Raw genomic sequence first — 15,625 nt, 5'->3', positions numbered from 1 at the left:
GGCCTGCACGTCGGGTGTACGGCCCTATCGGCCGGTGTCCGCCTCGTCCGGAAGCCGTTCGGCCGGGACGATCACGATGTCCTGCACCTTCCAATCGAGATCGGCGATGCCCTCCGACACCTCGGTGATGTGACGGAGCGACACACTGCCGCGGCGAGGGACGACGAATGCCTCGACGTGGAAGACCTGACCCTGGTCGCGCAGACGGACCGCGGCATCCGCCACCCAGGTGCGGCTGCGCAGGTACGAGACGATGTCCCGGGCGAGCGGGTGGGGTGCGCTGCTGTCGTAGGTGCGCGCGCGTTGATCCATGAGGTCGACGATCGCCGCCTTCGTGTTCCGGAAGCCGTCCCAGATGATGCCGAGCGAGATGAAGACGGCCGCGGCGCCGTCCAGCCACCATGCTCCCGAGCCGACGCCGAGCACACCGACGATCGAGGCGACGGTCGTCTGCCAGTCGGCCTTCGCCATGTCGGCATCGGCGTACAGCAGCTTGTTGTGCAGCACCGGCGCGAGCTTCGCCTTCGCGGGGCCGTAGAAGAAGATCGGACCGACCACGACGACAGCCATGACGGCGACCATCAGCCACCCGAGCCATATCGTCTGGCCGAACAGCACGACGGTGCCGATCGTCGGATGCTCGCCCGAGACCAGTCCGACGATCGCTTCTCTCGCGAGATTGAGGCCGACGGCGAGGAGTGCGACTCCGGCCACCAGGTGTCCCACTCCCATCGCCCGGTGCATACCGTAGGGGTGCTTCCGATCCGGGCGCCGTCTCACGACGATCAGGGCGACGAGAAAGGCGATCTGCGGGATCAGCGACAGCATGTCCTCGATCCAGGCCGTGCGCATGGCCTGGGAGTTGCCGACCACGAGCGCGATGACTGCGATCGTGACGGTCGTGTAGCCGATCGTGAACCACTCCCAGCGCACGGCTGAGCGGAGGGCTTTCGTCTGTTCGGGAGGGAGATCGGTGCGTCCGAACTCGTGGATCCTCTTCACGACCCCACCTCCGCGTCGAGGTACCTCTCGAGTTCGCTCAGGAACGCGTTCTCGCCGAGCGGCACCAGCATCACGAGTGTGCGCCCGTCGGCACCGTCGATGCCGGTGTACCCGCGCGAGACGCCGGCCTTGTCGAGCCAGGGGGTGTCGGAGGTGATGCCGCCGGCGATCAGGTCCAGGTCGCCCTGCTCCAGCATGCGAACGAGCGTCTCCTCGGTCGCGACGGTCCAGTCGGGTGTGGCGTCGATGCTCTCGGCGAATCCGTCGACGAGGTCGATGACGCTCCCGGTCGGCTCACCGTCACCGACGTCCACGAGCTCTCCGTCCGGAGCGACGCCCACGCGCAGTTGACCGCCGTGCACGGATTCGAGCGTGCCGTCGGGATCGGAGGGGATCGTCAGACCGCACCCTGCGAGGGTGAGCGCTGTCAGCAGCGCGAGCGCGCTCCCTGCTGCGCTGCGACGTGGGATTTCTCTGGTCACGCTTTCAGCGTGCAGCTAGACGCGGTCGTACGGCAACAGATTGACGCACGAGACGTCTCGCGCTAGGCAGGGCGCGGTGGGCCTTGCTTTCGTCGCCCCCTGGACCGCCCGGTACGCTGGTAAGGCCCACCTCACCAAAGGAGACTGCCGCACTATGGCTGATATTCAGATCTTCGAGCCCGAAGGACGCGCGATCCCCTTCACCGTAGAAGGCGAAGGCCCCGCGCTGATCCTGATCGCCGGTCACGGTCTGAACGTCACGTACCTCGAGCTGCTGTCGCACTCGGTGTCGGAGGAGGACTTCCGGGTCGTGAGCATCGGTTCGCGTCGCCCCTCGGATGCCGCGGTCTCGATGCACGACCTCGCGCAGGACGTGGTCGACGTCATGTCGCACCTCTCGATCTCGGATGCCTGGGTCGGCGGTCACGCCTTCGGCGGTGCGGTGGCCCGCGTCGTCGCGCTCGACCATCACGATCGCGTCAACGGCGTTCTGCTGCTCGGCGTGGACGAGACCGGTCCCTCGGCCGATGCGCTCGCCCCGATTCCCGCTCCTGCCCGCGACGCCGAGGTCGACGGGTTGCAGGCCGCCGCGTGGGAGACCCCCGCTCCACTCGCCGAGGGCGTACCGGTTCTCGTCGTCCAGGCGACCGACGACCCGATCTCCCCGGTCGAGAATGGTGAGAAGCTGCAGGCTGCAGCCCCCGACCGCGTCAGCGTCGTGGCAGTCGACGGGGGCGGATACCTCTTCCCGTTCACCCACATGGGAGCGACCTCCTGGGCCATCGAGGACTACCTCGACTGGGACTGACCTCTCGGGCTGAGAGGATGGTCTGATGACCGCCACCCTCGTCGCCCAGAACCTCTCCGGTGGGTACGGCCACCGCATCCTCTTCGAGGGTGTCGACCTGACGGTCGCTCCCGGGGACGTCATCGGCGTGGTCGGCGCGAACGGCGCCGGCAAGTCCACCCTGCTGCGCCTGCTCGCCGGTGCGGATGCACCGATCGAGGGGAGCGTCGCGCTCGCACCGGCCGACGCCTTCGTCGGGTGGCTGCCGCAGGAGCACGAGCGCATCGCGGGCGAGACCGTCGCGGAGTACATTGCGCGTCGCACGGGCTGTGCAGAGGCGACGAGACAGATGGATGCCGCGGCCGAGGCCCTCGGCGATCCCGCGCTCGCACAGCCCGGTGTCGACCCGGCGGATGCCTACTCGACAGCTCTCGACCGCTGGCTCGCGAGCGGGGCGGCCGACCTCGACGAGCGTCTCCCGGCCGTGCTGGCCGACCTCGGGTCGTCGAGCGGAGGAACCCTGACGCCCGAATCGATGATGACCTCGCTGTCAGGCGGGCAGGCGGCCCGAGTCGGTCTGGCGGCGCTGCTGCTCTCGCGGTTCGACATCGTGCTGCTCGACGAGCCCACGAACGACCTCGATCTCGACGGTCTCGACCGGTTGGAGGCGTTCGTGCGGGGGCTCCGGGGCGGGGTCGTGCTCGTCAGTCACGACCGCGAGTTCCTGGCTCGCAGCGTGACGAAGGTGCTCGAGCTCGACCTCGCGCAGGGCACCAACCGCCTCTATGGCGGAGGGTACGACGCGTTCATCGAGGAGCGCGCGACGGTGAAGCGTCATCTGCGCGAGCAGTACGACGAATTCGCCGAGAAGAAGGCCGATCTGGTCGCGCGGGCGCGGACGCAGCGCGAGTGGTCGAGCCAGGGCGTGCGCAACGCGATGAAGAAGTCGCCCGACAACGACAAGATCAAGCGCAAGGCGTCGATGGAGTCGAGCGAGAAGCAGGCGCAGAAGGTGCGTCAGATGGAGAGCCGCATCGCGCGCCTCGACGAGGTCGAGGAGCCGCGCAAGGAGTGGAAGCTCGAGTTCACGATCGGATCCGCACCGCGCTCCAGTACCGTCGTGTCGACGCTGAGCGGGGTGGTCGTTCGGCAGGGCGATTTCACGCTCGGACCGGTGACGCTCCAGGTCGACGCGGGCGACCGCATCGGGATCACGGGCCCGAACGGTGCGGGAAAGTCGACGCTTCTGCGAACCCTTCTCGGCACGCGCAGCCCCGACGAGGGGAGCGCGAGCCTCGGCAGCAGCGTGCAGATCGGCGAGATCGACCAGGCGCGTTCCCTCCTCGTCGGCGACGCGGCGCTCGCGGATGCCTTCGAACTGCTCGTGCCCGAGATGGCGTCGGCCGACGTGCGCACGCTGCTGGCGAAGTTCGGGCTCAAGGCCGACCACGTCACGCGGCCGGTCGATGGGCTGTCTCCGGGGGAGCGCACCCGCGCGGCGCTCGCGCTTCTGCAGGCCCGCGGCGTGAACCTGCTCGTGCTCGACGAGCCGACGAACCATCTGGATCTGCCCGCGATCGAGCAACTCGAACAAGCCCTCGAGTCGTACACGGGCACGCTGCTGCTCGTCACGCACGATCGGCGGATGCTCGACGCCGTCGAGACGAACCGGCGATGGAGCGTCGCCGACGGGAACGTCGCCGAACTCTGAGCGTCAGCGCCCCTGACGCTTCTTGTACGGCTTCGGCTGGCCCTTCACGATCGGGGCTCGGCCTTTGCCCTTCGACGCCTTGGCCTTGCCTCCCGCAGGGGCGACGGTCTTCGCGGCGGGCGGGGGAGCAGCGGCGACGGCCGCCTGCGCCTCGACGAGGAAGAGTTCGCCGACGTGCGTGAGTCGTGGAGTGCCCTCGCGGTTGATCAGCGTATGCCCCACCTCCTCCTCGAGCTTGTCGAGTGACGTGTAGAGCGAGGCGAGGGGGATGCCGAGTGACTCCGCGGCACGCGGGAAGTGCAGCGTCTCGGCGAGGACGACGTAGCGGCGCAGGAGGGCGATCTTCATCAGATGTCGCTGAAGTCGTTGCCGCCGGTGCTGATGCTGCTGACGACGTCGTCGGTGATCTTCAGGGTGAGGTACTCGGTGCCGACCGCGCCGGGGGTGGTGAGCGATTGCGTTCCCGGCACCTCTCGCATGCCGATTCTGAGGTAGTCGGCGATGCCGTCGCCGTTCTCGTCCCAGTCATCCTCCGCCCCTGCTGCCAGCGCTTCGGCTCGGGCGGAGCCGAGGCCGATGCCCTGCTCGGTGGTGAAGGCGACCCCGGGAGCCTCGGCCGAGATCGTGACGGTGACCCGAGTGTCGGCGACCAGCGCGCGCACCGACGCCCAATCGTAGGCGGTGTAAGCGGAGTCGTAAGGGCCGTCGACCGTCGACTCGTCGGGGGCGGTGCCGAACAGGTCGGTGAACGAGGCGACCAGACCGTCTACGTCGTCGAAGGGGACGAGCGCCCCATCATCGACCGACGCCCCGTCGAGGGAGATCACCACCACAGGGACCTCGGGGGTCGCAGACGGAGAGGGTGCAGGTGTCGCCGTCGGCGATGATGTCGCCGCAGATTCGATCGGCGCGGAAGGTGCGCAGCCCGCGAGTATTCCGCTGGCCGCTGCGAGAGCGACCCACGAGAGGGCGAGGCGGGATCGAGGATGCATCATGGGCTCAGATTATCGTCGGATCGGCCGGACGCAGCGGATGCCGCGGCTCTGGTGAGCCGCGGCATCCGAAGTCTGTGGGTCAGGCGACCTGGGGCAGGACCGCGAAGGACACCGCCCCTTCGTCATCGACGCCCGCGTCGAGGATCTTGTCGTCGAGCGCGACGGCGGCGGTCTCGTCGAGGAAGAGACGCGTCCCGGAGATCTCGACCACCTGGTCCTGCGGTTCGGGATCGGTGGTGACCAGCACGGCCAGGCGGGACTCTCCGCTGGGTCCCTGCGCCTCGGTGGAGTGGATGCGCAGACCGGCATCCGGGGCCTCGCTCTGGCGGCTCACGAGGGTGGTGACGATGGCGGAGGCGTTATCGGTGAGGGTGAGCACGAGACTCTCCTTCCGGTTGGGGCACGCCGCGGTCGCGACGTGTCCGGGCCACGATGCCGAAATGGCGACGCGCTTTCAACCTCGACGCGCCGGTTCGGAGGAACCTCTCACCTGGCCAACAGCTTTCGCAGGAACACCTGCTCGGTGCCGTCGCCGTCGGGGATCCTCTCACTCTCCACATAGCCGCATGCCTCGTAGAGGCGGATGTTCGCCTCGCTCAGGCTTCCCGTGAAGAGCTCGGATTCTGTGGCCGTCGACGCGTTCTCGGCGGCTGCCAGCAGTGCTCGTCCGATCCCTTCGCCCTGCATGTCGGGGGCGATCGCGATCCGTCCGATCAACAGCAGACCGTCGCTTTCCCGATAGCGGATCGCCCCGACCAGCCGACCGTCGACGCGGGCGCCGAACCCGGCGCCCGCGGCGAGTTCCGCGCGCACCTCCTCGAGGGTCTGCGTCAGCGGTGGCATGTCGGCGCTGCCGTAGATCTGCGCCTCCGAGACGAAAGCCGCTCTCTGGATCGTCATCACCTCGCCGGCGTCCTCCTCGCGAAGAGGGGAGATCTCGACGGGCGTGCCCTCGTGCGTGTGCGTCGGCGATGTCTTTTTCGGTTCGGTCACCTGCCCACGTTCGGCGCTCCCGGGCCGGGGTGTCAACCCCCTCGGAAAGGCGGATAGTGCACGGTACCGTCGCGCTCAGGAGGTCAGAAAATGGCAAGCAAGACCACGTCCACGCCGGCCGCGAAGAAGAGCGGCACGAGCAAGCGCGGCGCGAAGACGACGCGCACCCAGAACGCGGAGAAGGGCTTCACCGCCTCGTCGACGCTGGCGGCGAATCTGCAGTCCGTTCTCGTCGATCTGCTCGAACTCTCTCTGCAGGGGAAGCAGGCGCACTGGAATGTCGTCGGGCGCAACTTCCGCGACATGCACCGTCAGCTCGACGAGATCATCGACGACGCCCGAGCGTTCAGCGACACGATCGCCGAGCGCATGCGCGCCCTGCACGCCGTACCGGACGGGCGCAGCGCCACGATCGCCGCGGCGACCTCGCTCCCGGAGTTCCCGGCGGGAGAGGTGTCGACCACCGAAACGGTCGATCTCGTCACCGAGCGTCTCGAGGCCACGGTCGCCACCCTGCGCGACGTGCACGATGCCGTCGACGACGAGGACCCGACCTCGGCAGATCTTCTCCACGCCATCATCGAACGCCTCGAGCAGTTCGCCTGGATGGTGAGTGCGGAGAATCGAGAGCCTGCGGGACGCTGAAGGGAGCGATCCGCACGGCCGCGCGTCAGGGGAGCGACGCGTCGGGGTGCGGTCGGGTCAGTCCTTCGGGCTGTCGCCCGGCCGCACCGAGTTCCGCATGACGCGCGGCAGAACGATCCAGAGCGCGGTGACGGCGATGATCGCCGCGATCAGGGCGATGAGTCCCGCGGTGCGATCCACCGTGAAGTCGACGATGAGCGTCGTGACTCCGATCGTCAGCGCTCCGATGACGACGAGATCGATCTTCACGATGCGCGCGGCGATGTGCACGAGTTCGGGCTTGCGCCGTCGGCCGAAGAACGCGCGATGCATCCCCACCGGAGCGAGGGCGAGGATCGTGGCGATCGCGGCCAGTGCCACCAGGACGACGTACAGATCGCGCTGCAGCTCGTCCATGTCGGTGAAACGCGGTTGGAAGGCGACGGCGAGCAGGAATCCCGTGAGGATCTGCGTGCCGGTCTGCATCACGCGGAGTTCTTGCAGCAGTTCGTCCCAGTTGCGATCGGCGCGCTCGTTGGGGGTCTCGTCACGGCCGTCGGCCCGGTCGTCGAACTCGGACGCAGCACTCATGGACTCAGTCTGTCGACTGCGTCGGATGCCTGTCCAGATGCGAGACCGAACGAGAGAATGACGGCATGACTCTTCCGCCGATCCGCGACTGGTGGCCGCGACTCTCCATTGACGCGAGACGCACCCTTCTCGACGGTGACCTCCCTCACCTCACCGACGCCGTGCGCGATGAGATCCGCGAGATCACCGGCGCGGTGGTCGGCATGCAGGAGACGCTGTCGGACGACGATCTCGATTACGCGCGCGCCGAGGTGGAGGACTCCGAGGAGTGATTCCTCAGCCGAGGGCCGTATCGGTCGGCTGCTCCTCGCGCAGGCGCGGCTCGGTGCGACGGGCGGGTCGCACACCCGCCTTGTCGGCGTAGAAGGCGCGGATGCGATCCATGTCGGCGCGCACGTCGCCGGTGACCTCGATGGTCGGTCCGAGCCCCGTGGTCATGGTCGTTCGGTCGACGAAACCGAGTGTCAGTGGCATCCCGGTCTCGGTCGCGATGCGGTAGAACCCCGATTTCCAGAAGTCGTTGCCCCCGCGGGTGCCGTCGGGGGTGATCACGAGACCGAAGACCTCGCCCGCGTGCACCTGGCCGACGACGTCGGAGACGACCCGCCCCGGGTTCTCGCGATCGACGGGTACGCCGCCGAGACGTCGCATGATCGGGCCGCGCCAGCCACGGAAGAGACTCTTCTTGCCGAGCCAGTGCACATCGATCCCGAGCCGCCAGGCGATCGCGAGCATGAGGACGAAGTCCCAGTTCGAGGTGTGCGGTGCACCGATGAGGATCGTGGGCCGCGTGGGGACGGCGTCGTGACCGACGAGCGTCCAACGGCTGAGGGCCCAGAAGAGGCGGGCTATCGAACGCGTGATCATCCTCCCACCGTAGGGGGAGCGGCTATCCGTCTGCTGGCGTCGAGGATGCCTCTGACTCGCCGGCGAGGCGGATGAGAGCGGCCGCAGTACCCGGCGGAAGCCCCGGCACCGCGTCGACGGGCACTGCGAGCGCCTGCAGCGCGCGGCTGAAGTAGTTGCGCAGAGAGGCCGCGAGCGTGATGTCGACGATCTGCCGATCGGAGAACCCGAGATCGCGCAGCTCCTGCGAATCGGCATCCGTCATCGCCCGGGGAGTGGTCGACAGGCGGGCCGAATAGCGCACGACCGCCTGCTCGGCCGGGCCGAACCCGCGATCATCGTGAGCGGTGAACGCCGCGAGGCCGGCGTCGTCGAGCGCTCCGACGGCGAGGGCGCGCCGACCGTGCGCCAGCAGACAGTGCGTCGAGCCGATCGCGCGTGCGGCGCCGAGGGTCGCGGCCTCGTAGACCCGCACGCCGATCGACGGAACGACGGCCCGTATCAGCTCTTCGAACGCGGCGTGCGCCTCGGGATTGATCGCCATCGCCTGGGTATGGACGTAGACGAATCCGTCTTCGGCGATGTCGTCGGCGTACATCTCCGCGGCGTGCCCCGAGACGGATGCCGCATCCGGGGGAGTGATGATCATCGCTGCTCCTTCGCCTCGACGCTCGTGTCCACAGCGAACGATACGCCGCACGGGCGCGACGCAACACCCGGATCGACGCCGCCGCCGCAGGACAGGCGTACGATCGAGGGATGACCGATCAGCAGGGAGACACCACCGAGCAGGACGCCGCCCTCGGGCTGGCACCGCTGCCCGGAACCCTCAACCTCCTCGACGGAGAAGCCGCGGGCCTCTGCAGCGGCGGCGCCTGCCACTTCCCCGCTCCGAAGAAGACGGGATAAGCGCCAGACGCCGCCCGACGGCATCGTCAGTGACCGGCGTGGAATTCTCCGCCGGCGTCGTCGGCAGGCTTCCGGACGAACGGGCTCAGAGCCACGGCCGCGAGCGAGATGATCGCCGCGATCAGGAACGCCATGCGCGCACCCGGTGCGCCGGCCAGCGCTGTCGTCAGCCCCTGCTCCTCGCCCGAGTGCAGGATCGCCGAATAGGTGACGAGGAGCACCGCGACACCGGCCGCCCCCGCCACCTGCTGCATGGTGTTGAGCACGGCCGAGCCGTGCGAGTAGAGCGAACGCTGCAGTGAGCCGAGCGATGCCGAGAACAGCGGTGTGAACGACATGGCGAGGCCGACCGACATCACCGCCTGCACGATCACGAGCACCCACCACTCGGTGTGCTCGCTGACCGTCGAGTAGAAGAACAGCGCGGCCGAGACCAGGATCGTGCCCGGGATCAGCAGCGGGCGGGTGCCGCGTGCGTCGTACACGCGGCCCATGATGGGGCCGAGCAGACCCATCAGCACCGAGCCGGGGAGCAGGATGAGGCCCGCGGAGAAGGACTCGAGACCCACGACGTTCTGCAGGTACTGCGGAAGCAGCGTGAGCGTTCCGAACATCGACAGCGCGAGGATCGACATGATGATCACCGAGAACGTGAAGTTCGTCGACCGGAACACGCGCAGGTCGAGCAGGGCGTCGTCGACGCGCTGGAGCACGAGCTGACGCCAGACGAACAGACCGAGCGATACGACGCCCACGACCAGCGCGACGGTGCCGGTGGTCGCGCCCGCGCCCGTACCCTCGCCGCCGAGCTGGCTGATGCCGAACACGATGCCGCCGAAGCCGAGAGCGGCGAGGGGGATGGAGACCACGTCGAGGGGCATCCGGCGCGTCTCACCGAGGTTCGTCATCCAGCGGATGCCCATGCCGAGGGCGATCAGGGCGATCGGGAGGATGATGGCGAAGAGCGCTCGCCAGTTGAACACCTCGAGCACGGCGCCCGCGAGCACGGGACCGGTCGCGGGAGCGAGGGAGATCACCATGCCGACGCGGCCCATCATGCGACCGCGCGACTGAGGGGGCACGACGTTCATGATCGTCGTCATGAGCAGCGGCATCATGATGCCCGTGCCGACGGCCTGGATCACGCGGCCGACGAGCAGCACAGCGAAACCGGGGGCGATCAGCGACACCAGGGTGCCGAGCGAGAAGGAGATCATCGCGGCGATGAACACCTGACGCGTCGTGAAGCGCTGCAGGATGAATCCGGTCGTCGGGATCACGACGGCCATGGTGAGCATGAAGGCGCTCGTGAGCCACTGCCCGAGCTCGGGCGGGATACCGAGGTCGGTGTTGAGATGGGGGATCGCGATCCCCATGGTGGTCTCGTTGAGGATCGCCACGAACGCGGCGACCAGCAGCAGCCAGATCACCCGCATGTCGGAGCGTGCGATCGCCCCGTCTGCGGGAGCGGTGGTCGGGATCGACCCGGTGTCGACGGCAGACATACGGCCTCCAGGGCACAGGAAGAGAGAGAAAGAACGGTGCGCGAGTGCGCCAGGATCATTCAGCGTAACCACAGGATCGGACATTTCATTCCGTATCGGCGATATATCTGCCGAGGGACGCCGCCCGCGGCCCCGATGTCCCCGCCGCTGGCTACGCTGACCTCATGAGCATGGGCGGCGGAATGGGTGGGAGGCATCCCGGGGGCTTCCGCGGGGTCGATGAAGACGCACAGCGCCGACTGAACGCCGAGGCTCCACGCATCAGCGGCCTCGGAGCCCGGGTGGTGACGCTCTTCCGCCCCTACAAGTGGCGGATCGTCCTGACGGGCATTCTCGTCGTGGTGGGTGCGGGCATCGCGGTGATCCCGCCGCTGATCGTGCAGCGCGTCTTCGACGATGCGCTCTTCCCCGTCGACGGCGGCGGGCCGCGCCTCGAGCTGCTGGTGTGGCTCGTGGTGGCCATGATGGCGCTGTTCCTCGGGTCCGCGGCGCTCGGCGTCGGGCAGACGTGGCTCACCTCGACCGTCGGCAACAGCGTCACCGGAGATCTGCGGGTGCGCCTGTTCGAGCATCTCCAGGCGATGGAACTGGGGTTCTTCACCCGCACAAAAACCGGTGTGATCCAGTCGCGCCTGCAGAACGACGTCGGCGGCGTCTCCGGCGTGTTGACGAACACCGTCACGAGCATCCTGGGCAACGCGGTCACCGTGATCGCCTCCCTCGTGGCGATGATCCTGATCGACTGGCGTCTGACCCTCATCGCGATCGTCCTCATGCCGTTCCTGATCATCGTGCAACGCCGCGTCGGGCAGGTGCGTGCGCGCATCGCGGGCGAGACCCAGGAATCCCTGTCCGAGCTCACCTCGATCACGCAAGAGACCCTGAGCGTCTCGGGCATGCTGCTGTCGAAGGCGTTCAACCGGCAGCGCGCGGAATCGCAGCGCTATCAGGCCGAGAACCGCAACCAGGTGCACCTGCAGGTGCGCCGTGCGATGAGCGGTCAGGGCTTCTTCGCGGTGGTGCAGGTCATCATGGCGAGCGTTCCCGCGATCATCTACCTGGTCTCGGGCTACCTCATCGCGGGAGGGACCGGCGCGATCACCGCCGGCACCGTGGTCGCCTTCACCACGGTGCAGGCACGACTCCTGCAGCCGCTCATGGGGCTCATGCGCGTCTCACTCGATCTGCAGACATCTTCGGCCCTGTTCGCGCGCATCTTCGAGTACCTCGACCTGGTGCCCGAGATCGAGGACGCCCCCGATGCGGTCTCCGTCGCGGCTGCTCCGGGACCGAGAGGGCGCGTCGAGTTCCGCGAGGTGGTGTTCCGCTATCCCGACGCGACCGATGATGCGCGACCGACCCTCGACGGGGTGTCGTTCGTCGCCGAACCCGGCCAGCACGTGGCATTCGTCGGTCCGTCGGGAGCGGGCAAGACCACGGTGCTCTATCTCGCTCCCCGGCTGTACGAGGTCCGCGGCGGAGCCGTGCTCTTCGCCGGCGCCGACGTGCGCACGCTCACCCAGGAGTCGATCATCGACAACGTGGGCATCGTGTCGCAGGAGACCTATCTCTTCCACGCGACCATTCGTGAGAACCTGCTGTACGCCAAACCCGACGCGAGTGAGGACGAACTGATCGAGGCGACGACGGCGGCGAACATCCACCACATCATCGCGGGGTTCGAGAACGGCTACGACACCGTCGTGGGCGAGCGCGGGTACCGACTGTCCGGCGGCGAGAAGCAGCGCATCGCGATCGCGCGCGTGCTGTTGAAAGATCCTCCCGTGCTGCTGCTCGACGAAGCGACGTCTGCGCTCGACACGGTGTCGGAACGCGTCGTGCAAGAGGCGCTCGACGAGGCCGCGAAGGGCCGGACGACCATCTCGATCGCACACCGCCTCTCGACCGTGATGGGCGCGGATGTGATTCACGTGCTGGAGGCGGGGCGCATCGTCGAGTCCGGCACCCACGCAGAGCTGCTCGCCCACGACGGGCTCTACGCCGAGCTCGCCGCCCAGCAGGTGGCCGCCTCCCGCGTGCTCGCCACCGAGGCGGCCGTCGAGCGGGCCGTCACCGGAGGCATGGCCACCGGGCTGAGCGGTCGCCGAGCCGACCGCGCTCCGGACGACTCGGTGTCCGCCGACACGGTCGAGACGCTGACGGCATCCGTTCCGCTGCGGGAGGCCGCGCCGGAAGACCGGGCGTACCCGCGGGAGGCGTGAGACCCGAGCCTGTGCCGACGATGTCGCGGCGAACGACGACGTCGTGGCCCGCAGGGCTTCAGTGCGCCGAGAGGCCGCCGTCGACGAAGAGCGAGTGCCCGGTCACGTAGGCCGAGCCTGCGCCGGCGAGGAAGACCGCGGCACCCGCGAAATCCTCGGGCAGTCCGTTCCGCCCGATCATCGTGCGCGCGGCGAGACTCGCGACGGCCTGCGGATCCTGCTGCAGGCGGGCGTTGAGCGGTGTCAGCACGAACCCGGGGACGAGCGTGTTGCTCGTCACGCCGGTGCCGCCCCAGGCCTCGGCTTCGGAGCGCATGAGGGATTCCACCGCGCCCTTGGACGCCCCGTAGATGCCGCTCGTGGCGAAGGCGCGGTGCGCCTGCTGCGAGCTGATGTGAATGAGGCGCCCGTATCCACGCTCCGCCATCGCGGGCGCGAAGCGCTGTCCGAGCAGGAAGGGGGCGAGCGCGTTGACGGTCATGGTCGTGTCCCAGTCGTCCTCCGTGATCTCGGCGAAGGGCGGGCGGATGTTGATCCCGGCGGAGTGCACGATGATGTCGGGTTCACCGAACGGCCGTGACGCGTCTTCCGCGGCAGCTCGGATCCCGGCCCGTGTGCCGAGGTCTCCGACGACTCCATCCGCGATCCCGCCGGCATCGCGCAGCGCGCGGACCGTCTCGGCGATGCGCTCGGCGCCGCGGGCGACGATGACGGTGGATGCCCCCGCTCCGGCGAGGGCGGTCGCGATGCCGCGCCCGATCCCGGAACTGCCGCCCGTGACGATCGCGGTGCGTCCGGTGAGCGAGAAGAGCGTGTCGAGGTAGGTCATGGGGTCTCCGGGAGCGTCACCAGCTGAGGGCGGCCGTGAGCGCGTGGTCGGGGGCGGCGTGGGCGAACTCGGGCAGCGCCTCGATCTCGGCGACGAAACCGGCGACCGCGGCAGCGTAGGCGGGGTCGAGGTGCGTGCGGGCGATCTCGTGCAGCGGCGGCAGGTCCATTGCGAGGATGAGCGAGAGACGGGCGGCGACGGCGTCGTGCGCCCCGGCATCCTGCAGCACGCGGATGCCGCCCCGCAACGCGGCGAGATAGTCGAGCAGCACAGGAAGTCGCGCCTTGCCCTGCGTGATCGAGGAGCCGTCGGCGCGAACCCGCCAGTGCGCCACCACATCGGGGATCACGTCGAAGGCGCTCGCCCGGGTGTACATCGACTGCGCCACCACCTGATCCTCATAGGCGACACCCTCGGGGAAGCGCAGGCCTCCCCAGAAGTCGGTGCGGCTGATCTTCGACCAGGCGACGATGTTCGCCGATGCGGCCGGGTGGTCGAAGATCGTCGTGCCGAGCCGTTGCGGGTCCGTGGCCGCGGCGACCCAGGGCTGCACGCGGCCGGGCGCGTAGGAGTCGCCCTGCGAGCGGGAGCGCACGTACGCTCCCGCCACGAAGTCGCTGCCGCTCTCGGCAAGGGTGCCGGTCAGGCGGGCGAGGGCGGTCGGGGTGAGTTCGTCATCTGCATCGAGGAATCCGAGGAGCGGTGTGTCGACGAGGTCGATTCCGGCGTTCCGAGCGGCGCCGAGACCGTGAGCCTCGTCGCGGCGGAGCAGGTGGAAGCGCGGATCGTCGTCCGTGGCCGCCCGGAACACCTCGCCGGTACCGTCGGTCGACCCGTCATCGACGAGGATCGCCCGCCATCGCGGTTCGGTCTGAGCCCGCAGCGACTCGATCGCGGCGGGGGCGAAGGCGGCGATGTCCCGCCCGGGGACGATCATCGTCACGATCGGGTCGGGTGCGCTCACCCCCCGATTCTATGGCTGAGGGGTCAGCCGAGGACGGCGCGCACCGACTCCTCGACGAGCCGCGCGAGATGCACCGGAGCGTCGTCGGGAAGCGCTCCGCGACCGAAGGTGAAACGCACCGAGGTCTGCGCGGTCGCGGGGTCGATTCCGCACGCCAGCAGTACGGGGGAGGGCTCGTCGCTGCCCGCTGCGCACGCCGAACCGCTCGACGAGACCACCCCGCGTCGCTCGAGTTCGAGGAGCACCGATTCCCCGCTCGTGCCGGCGAACGTGAAGCTCGCAGTGCCGGGGAGCCGGTGCGCGGGGTCTCCGGTGAGCGCCGCGGCGGGGACTGCCGCCAGGACCGCGGAGATGAAACGAGCCGTCGCCGCACCGACCCGTGCGACGACACCTGCCCGTTCGGCCGCGGCCAGGTCGAGAGCCGTGGCCAGCGCGACCGCTCCCGCGACGTTCTCGGTTCCCGACCGGCGCCCGCGCTCCTGCCCGCCGCCGTGCAGGAGGGGTTCGAGCGGAACCCTCCCGCGCACGGCGAGAGCGCCGGTCCCCTTCGGGGCGCCGAGCTTGTGTCCGGCGATCGAGATGGCATCCGCGCCGAGTCCGTCGAGGGGCAGCCACCCGGCGGACTGCACGGCGTCGAGATGCAGGGGGACCCCGGCATCTCGGGCGACACCGCTGAGCCCGGCGGCATCCTGCACCGTGCCGATCTCGTTGTTCGCGTGGCCGACACTCACGAGCGCCGTGTCGTCGCGCAGGAGCGCCCGCAGGTCGGATGCCGCGATCCGTCCGTATGCGTCGACGGGCAGGAGCGACACCTCGATGTCGTGGAAGCGGTGCAGGTACTCCGCGGACTCGAGGATCGACTCGTGCTCGATCGGAGAGACGATCAGATGGCGCTTGCCCCCCGCGAGGGCGCCGAGCGCGATGCCCTTCACCGCCAGGTTGTTCGCCTCGGTCCCGCCGGAGGTGAACACCACGTCACCGGCGCGCATGCCGAGCGCTCGGGCGACTCGACGTCGCGCGTCGTCGAGTGCGCTCGCCGCAGCCTCGCCCACCGTGTGGTGGCTCGAGGGGTTGCCGAAGACGTCCGTGAGATACGGCCGCATCGCCTCGAGGACCTCGGGGCGCACCGGCGAGGTCGCGGCGTGATCGAGGTAGAGCACCCGCG

Annotated in this window: 19 protein-coding genes; 6 read left to right on the top strand and 13 right to left on the bottom strand. The window is 68.9% G+C overall.

The window, feature by feature from the left end; genetic code table 11:
• Positions 1-24: 24 nt before the first annotated feature.
• Both ACIPVN_RS04995 and ACIPVN_RS04990 read right to left on the bottom strand, forming a co-directional pair.
• A complete protein-coding gene (locus tag ACIPVN_RS04995) occupies positions 25-993 on the bottom strand; it encodes a cation transporter (protein WP_400443309.1) in 969 nt (322 codons plus the stop codon).
• A 5-nt stretch (positions 994-998) separates the two neighbouring features.
• Positions 999-1,484 carry a hypothetical protein gene (locus ACIPVN_RS04990; protein ID WP_400440268.1) on the bottom strand — a complete coding sequence of 162 codons (486 nt, stop codon included), beginning with the start codon at positions 1,482-1,484 and terminating at the stop codon, positions 999-1,001.
• 154 nt (positions 1,485-1,638) lie between these two features.
• Between ACIPVN_RS04990 and ACIPVN_RS04985 the strand changes: the two genes are divergently transcribed.
• Both ACIPVN_RS04985 and ACIPVN_RS04980 read left to right on the top strand, forming a co-directional pair.
• Positions 1,639-2,292, top strand: coding sequence for an alpha/beta fold hydrolase (locus ACIPVN_RS04985; RefSeq protein WP_400440266.1), 654 nt, complete (start codon positions 1,639-1,641; stop codon positions 2,290-2,292).
• A 25-nt stretch (positions 2,293-2,317) separates the two neighbouring features.
• A complete protein-coding gene (locus ACIPVN_RS04980) occupies positions 2,318-3,982 on the top strand; it encodes an ABC-F family ATP-binding cassette domain-containing protein (RefSeq protein WP_400440263.1) in 1,665 nt (554 codons plus the stop codon).
• Positions 3,983-3,985: 3 nt separating this feature from the next.
• On the opposite strand, the gene ACIPVN_RS04975 is transcribed toward ACIPVN_RS04980, so the two are convergent.
• The 4 genes from ACIPVN_RS04975 to ACIPVN_RS04960 form a co-directional block, all read right to left on the bottom strand.
• Entirely contained in the window at positions 3,986-4,330 is a 345-nt protein-coding gene (locus ACIPVN_RS04975; RefSeq protein WP_400440260.1) for a LysR family transcriptional regulator, read from the bottom strand.
• Entirely contained in the window at positions 4,330-4,812 is a 483-nt protein-coding gene (locus tag ACIPVN_RS04970) for a hypothetical protein (RefSeq protein ID WP_400440257.1), read from the bottom strand. The genes ACIPVN_RS04975 and ACIPVN_RS04970 overlap by 1 nt, the downstream gene beginning before the upstream one ends.
• Before the next feature lie 244 nt (positions 4,813-5,056).
• Positions 5,057-5,356, bottom strand: a complete 300-nt coding sequence (locus ACIPVN_RS04965; protein ID WP_247622988.1) for a Fe-S cluster assembly protein HesB — start codon at positions 5,354-5,356, stop codon at positions 5,057-5,059.
• Between the two features lie 107 nt (positions 5,357-5,463).
• Positions 5,464-5,877 carry a GNAT family N-acetyltransferase gene (locus tag ACIPVN_RS04960; protein WP_400443307.1) on the bottom strand — a complete coding sequence of 138 codons (414 nt, stop codon included), beginning with the start codon at positions 5,875-5,877 and terminating at the stop codon, positions 5,464-5,466.
• 183 nt (positions 5,878-6,060) lie between these two features.
• On the opposite strand from ACIPVN_RS04960, the gene ACIPVN_RS04955 reads away from it, so the two are divergent.
• Positions 6,061-6,615 carry a Dps family protein gene (locus tag ACIPVN_RS04955; RefSeq protein ID WP_400440253.1) on the top strand — a complete coding sequence of 185 codons (555 nt, stop codon included), beginning with the start codon at positions 6,061-6,063 and terminating at the stop codon, positions 6,613-6,615.
• Between the two features lie 57 nt (positions 6,616-6,672).
• On the opposite strand, the gene ACIPVN_RS04950 is transcribed toward ACIPVN_RS04955, so the two are convergent.
• The gene (locus tag ACIPVN_RS04950) at positions 6,673-7,185 is read right to left on the bottom strand and encodes a DUF6328 family protein (protein ID WP_400440250.1); all 513 of its coding nucleotides are present in this window, start codon (positions 7,183-7,185) and stop codon (positions 6,673-6,675) included.
• A gap of 65 nt (positions 7,186-7,250) precedes the next feature.
• Between ACIPVN_RS04950 and ACIPVN_RS04945 the strand changes: the two genes are divergently transcribed.
• Complete coding sequence (locus ACIPVN_RS04945; protein ID WP_400440247.1) at positions 7,251-7,457, top strand: hypothetical protein; 207 nt, start codon at positions 7,251-7,253, stop codon at positions 7,455-7,457.
• 4 nt (positions 7,458-7,461) lie between these two features.
• On the opposite strand, the gene ACIPVN_RS04940 is transcribed toward ACIPVN_RS04945, so the two are convergent.
• Both ACIPVN_RS04940 and ACIPVN_RS04935 read right to left on the bottom strand, forming a co-directional pair.
• Entirely contained in the window at positions 7,462-8,052 is a 591-nt protein-coding gene (locus ACIPVN_RS04940; RefSeq protein WP_400440244.1) for a 1-acyl-sn-glycerol-3-phosphate acyltransferase, read from the bottom strand.
• 22 nt (positions 8,053-8,074) lie between these two features.
• Entirely contained in the window at positions 8,075-8,680 is a 606-nt protein-coding gene (locus tag ACIPVN_RS04935) for a carboxymuconolactone decarboxylase family protein (RefSeq protein WP_400440241.1), read from the bottom strand.
• 110 nt (positions 8,681-8,790) lie between these two features.
• On the opposite strand from ACIPVN_RS04935, the gene ACIPVN_RS04930 reads away from it, so the two are divergent.
• Positions 8,791-8,940 carry a hypothetical protein gene (locus tag ACIPVN_RS04930; RefSeq protein ID WP_400440238.1) on the top strand — a complete coding sequence of 50 codons (150 nt, stop codon included), beginning with the start codon at positions 8,791-8,793 and terminating at the stop codon, positions 8,938-8,940.
• A gap of 26 nt (positions 8,941-8,966) precedes the next feature.
• Here ACIPVN_RS04930 and ACIPVN_RS04925 read toward each other — a convergent pair whose 3' ends face one another.
• Positions 8,967-10,445 (bottom strand): MDR family MFS transporter, encoded by a 1,479-nt coding sequence (locus ACIPVN_RS04925; RefSeq protein ID WP_400440235.1) that lies wholly within the window; start codon positions 10,443-10,445, stop codon positions 8,967-8,969.
• A 170-nt stretch (positions 10,446-10,615) separates the two neighbouring features.
• Here ACIPVN_RS04925 and ACIPVN_RS04920 point away from each other — a divergent pair, with 170 nt between their 5' ends.
• Positions 10,616-12,667: an ABC transporter ATP-binding protein gene (locus ACIPVN_RS04920; protein ID WP_400443305.1), complete on the top strand. Its 2,052-nt coding sequence runs from the start codon at positions 10,616-10,618 to the stop codon at positions 12,665-12,667.
• A gap of 58 nt (positions 12,668-12,725) precedes the next feature.
• Here the strand turns inward: ACIPVN_RS04920 and ACIPVN_RS04915 are convergent, their stop codons facing one another.
• The 3 genes from ACIPVN_RS04915 to ACIPVN_RS04905 are packed head-to-tail and all read right to left on the bottom strand — an operon-like array spanning position 12,726 to position 15,620.
• Positions 12,726-13,496 carry an SDR family NAD(P)-dependent oxidoreductase gene (locus ACIPVN_RS04915; protein ID WP_400440232.1) on the bottom strand — a complete coding sequence of 257 codons (771 nt, stop codon included), beginning with the start codon at positions 13,494-13,496 and terminating at the stop codon, positions 12,726-12,728.
• Between the two features lie 16 nt (positions 13,497-13,512).
• Positions 13,513-14,460: a glycosyltransferase family 2 protein gene (locus tag ACIPVN_RS04910; RefSeq protein ID WP_400440230.1), complete on the bottom strand. Its 948-nt coding sequence runs from the start codon at positions 14,458-14,460 to the stop codon at positions 13,513-13,515.
• A gap of 23 nt (positions 14,461-14,483) precedes the next feature.
• Positions 14,484-15,620, bottom strand: a complete 1,137-nt coding sequence (locus ACIPVN_RS04905; protein ID WP_400440227.1) for a cysteine desulfurase family protein — start codon at positions 15,618-15,620, stop codon at positions 14,484-14,486.
• Positions 15,621-15,625: the final 5 nt, after the last annotated feature.

The organism is Microbacterium sp. NPDC090003 (genome assembly GCF_044748385.1).
Classification (GTDB): Bacteria; Actinomycetota; Actinomycetes; order Actinomycetales; family Microbacteriaceae; genus Microbacterium.
The sequence above is the reverse complement of the archived record's forward strand: the minus strand, read 5'-3'. Positions and strand labels throughout refer to the sequence as shown.

Bases quoted from the DNA above. Each gene is read 5' to 3' on its own strand.
- ACIPVN_RS04985 (WP_400440266.1), top strand. From the start codon at position 1,639: ATGGCTGATATTCAGATCTTCGAGCCCGAAGGACGCGCGATCCCCTTC.
- ACIPVN_RS04980 (WP_400440263.1), top strand. From the start codon at position 2,318: ATGACCGCCACCCTCGTCGCCCAGAACCTCTCCGGTGGGTACGGCCAC.
- ACIPVN_RS04975 (WP_400440260.1), bottom strand. From the start codon at position 4,330: ATGAAGATCGCCCTCCTGCGCCGCTACGTCGTCCTCGCCGAGACGCTG.
- ACIPVN_RS04960 (WP_400443307.1), bottom strand. From the start codon at position 5,877: ATGACGATCCAGAGAGCGGCTTTCGTCTCGGAGGCGCAGATCTACGGC.
- ACIPVN_RS04955 (WP_400440253.1), top strand. From the start codon at position 6,061: ATGGCAAGCAAGACCACGTCCACGCCGGCCGCGAAGAAGAGCGGCACG.
- ACIPVN_RS04950 (WP_400440250.1), bottom strand. From the start codon at position 7,185: ATGAGTGCTGCGTCCGAGTTCGACGACCGGGCCGACGGCCGTGACGAG.
- ACIPVN_RS04945 (WP_400440247.1), top strand. From the start codon at position 7,251: ATGACTCTTCCGCCGATCCGCGACTGGTGGCCGCGACTCTCCATTGAC.
- ACIPVN_RS04940 (WP_400440244.1), bottom strand. From the start codon at position 8,052: ATGATCACGCGTTCGATAGCCCGCCTCTTCTGGGCCCTCAGCCGTTGG.
- ACIPVN_RS04935 (WP_400440241.1), bottom strand. From the start codon at position 8,680: ATGATCATCACTCCCCCGGATGCGGCATCCGTCTCGGGGCACGCCGCG.
- ACIPVN_RS04930 (WP_400440238.1), top strand. From the start codon at position 8,791: ATGACCGATCAGCAGGGAGACACCACCGAGCAGGACGCCGCCCTCGGG.
- ACIPVN_RS04925 (WP_400440235.1), bottom strand. From the start codon at position 10,445: ATGTCTGCCGTCGACACCGGGTCGATCCCGACCACCGCTCCCGCAGAC.
- ACIPVN_RS04920 (WP_400443305.1), top strand. From the start codon at position 10,616: ATGGGCGGCGGAATGGGTGGGAGGCATCCCGGGGGCTTCCGCGGGGTC.
- ACIPVN_RS04915 (WP_400440232.1), bottom strand. From the start codon at position 13,496: ATGACCTACCTCGACACGCTCTTCTCGCTCACCGGACGCACCGCGATC.